The 2,343-nt window shown below is 45.0% G+C and carries 4 protein-coding genes; all 4 read right to left on the reverse strand.

The window, feature by feature from the left end:
- Nucleotides 1–273 (reverse strand): c-type cytochrome biogenesis protein CcmI (gene ccmI, locus A3738_RS07640; protein WP_068763494.1); only part of this gene is annotated, 273 nt, incomplete at its 3' end.
- 37 nt (nucleotides 274–310) lie between these two features.
- Complete coding sequence (locus A3738_RS07645) at nucleotides 311–805, reverse strand: cytochrome c-type biogenesis protein (RefSeq protein WP_068501506.1); 495 nt, start codon at nucleotides 803–805, stop codon at nucleotides 311–313.
- Between the two features lie 6 nt (nucleotides 806–811).
- A complete protein-coding gene (locus A3738_RS07650; RefSeq protein ID WP_068475817.1) occupies nucleotides 812–1,345 on the reverse strand; it encodes a DsbE family thiol:disulfide interchange protein in 534 nt (177 codons plus the stop codon).
- Nucleotides 1,346–2,343 (reverse strand): cytochrome c-type biogenesis CcmF C-terminal domain-containing protein (locus tag A3738_RS07655; RefSeq protein ID WP_304440079.1); only part of this gene is annotated, 998 nt, incomplete at its 5' end.

Consider the following 2,343-nt stretch of genomic DNA (forward strand, 5'->3'; position numbering starts at 1 on the left):
ACGGGCCTGTACGTTCTTTGCATCACCAAGGAGCGTTGCCTCTAGCTCTTTCTTAATTTCTTCAAACTGAACCTGATCAATTGCATCTGAACGCAGCTCAGCATTGAGCTCCCTGAGACGTTCTTTGTATGCTCTAACGTTCGCGCGCACCCGCGCCTCGGCCGCCGTATCAACGGCAATTTCTTCAAGCTTATGCCTTTTGAACCAGGGGTGAAGTACTATCCATACAGCAACAAGAGAAAGGATTGAGGCTATTATCCAGAATTGGGTCATTGATGACTTTGCCTATAGAAATTAAATAGATGGATGACTAATCGTCAGAATATTTTTTTAACAAGGCTTCGAGTTCAGCTTGATCATCTGAATTATCCACCTTCAATGAGGAACCAGTACTTTCAGTAGCACCATTAGTATCTACAGATTTCCGTTTACTTCTGGAGATACCAATAATCGCAATCAGACCTATCGCGATAAATACCCATGGCCCATACCACAACAAATACGTCTCTGATCGCACTGGAGGCTTATAAGTAACAAATTCGCCAAATCTTTGAATCATAAAGTCGACGACGTCATCGTGGCTATGTCCATCTTCAACCAGTCTTTGAACTTGCGCGCGCATATCTTGAGCAATCGGCGCATTTGAATCGGCAATATCCTGATTTTGACACTTAGGGCAACGCAATTCACGGGTTAGAGCTTGATAAGATTCTAGCTTCGTTTCAGAACTAAATTCATATACATCAATGTCGGCATTAAGTGACTCAAAGCCAATAGCGAGGACAAAAAGAAGGACAAATCTCATTGGTATTTATTCCTTGAGCAATGCGTTAAACCGCGGAGCCAATTGTGCCTCCCAAACACGATGATTCACCTCACCGACATGTCGATAGCGTACTACACCATTTTGATCGATGATGTAGGTCTCTGGTGCACCATACACCCCTAAATCGAACCCGAACTTCCCTCGCGGATCAAATAGGTTCAACGAATAAGGATCACCAAGCCTGTCTAACCACTGTAACGCTTTCGCTCTATCATCTTTGTAATTCAGNCCAATAATCGGAACACCTTGTTGTGCAAGTGCCATCAGATACCCGTGCTCACTCTTACAAGCTGGGCACCATGTTGCCCAAACGTTAAGTAGCGAAGGCTTCCCACCTAAATCAGCGTTAGTGAGTAATTTGCTTGGATATTCAAGCGATTGTAACGAAAATGTTGGGAGTGGATCGTTCAGGCGTGCTGTTTCTAACTTGCTCGGGTCTTTGCCCAAAGCTGTGTATAAAATAAGTCCTAGACCGACTGCTAACATCAAAGGGGTCAAGAATACGAGACGAGACTTCATTTACTTAGCAAACTCCGAATTTGATGGCATCACTACTTGGCTCACTTTTTCTTTAGGACGATAACGTTTATCAAACACAGCTAAGCCACCTGCAATAAACATGAAAATTGCGCCAAGCCAAATCCATCGAATGAGGGGCTTATATTGAACTCTCACGGCCCATGCACCGCCATCGAGCTCCTCTCCAATCGCCACGTAAACATCTCGCAACAAACCCGGATCAATCCCAGCTTCAGTCATGGGATTAGCTTGAGAGAAATACACACGTTTTTCAGGCTTGAGGACCGAAACAACTTGCCCATCACTCAACACCTCAACGTTAATCCGAGACGCTTCATAATTAGGCCCCTGAATAGCGTGCAAGGAAGCAAAATGAAGCTCATATTGTCCTAGCACTACTTTCTGACCAATCTCAATGCGGACATCTCGCTCGACAGAGTGAAGCGACACAATCGTTGCACCAACAATCATAAGAGCAAAGCCAAGGTGGCCAAGTACCATGGCATAGTACGCCGAACCCAATGCCAATTTGTTTTTCAAATTACCGACTCTAGCTACGGCTTTCTTGCGAAGATCATTCAGTGTAATTAATGCGACCCACAAGCCTAACAAGATTGCGAGCATTGAAATCCAATCCCACGCAATACCAGATATCGCAGTGAACACAAGGGTCAGCACAACTGACACCACTGCAACCACACGTAACTTCTTAACCAGACCTTTGGGCTCTGTCGATTTCCAATTAGCGACCAGTCCGAAGCCAAGTAAAACCGCCAGGATAGCCATCAAAGGAGAAAATACAGCATTGAAGTACGGAGGGCCTATTGAAAGTTTTCCTGCACCTATGAAATCTAATACCAAGGGGTAAAGCGTACCGATCATGACTGTAATCCATGCAACCACAAGCACGATATTATTACCCAACAAGAAGCTTTCGCGCGATAACAGCTTGTGCTCGCTCTTTCCAACAAGATCCGGCGCTCGCCAAGCATATAAGC

This window comes from Oleiphilus sp. HI0066 (genome assembly GCF_001635725.1).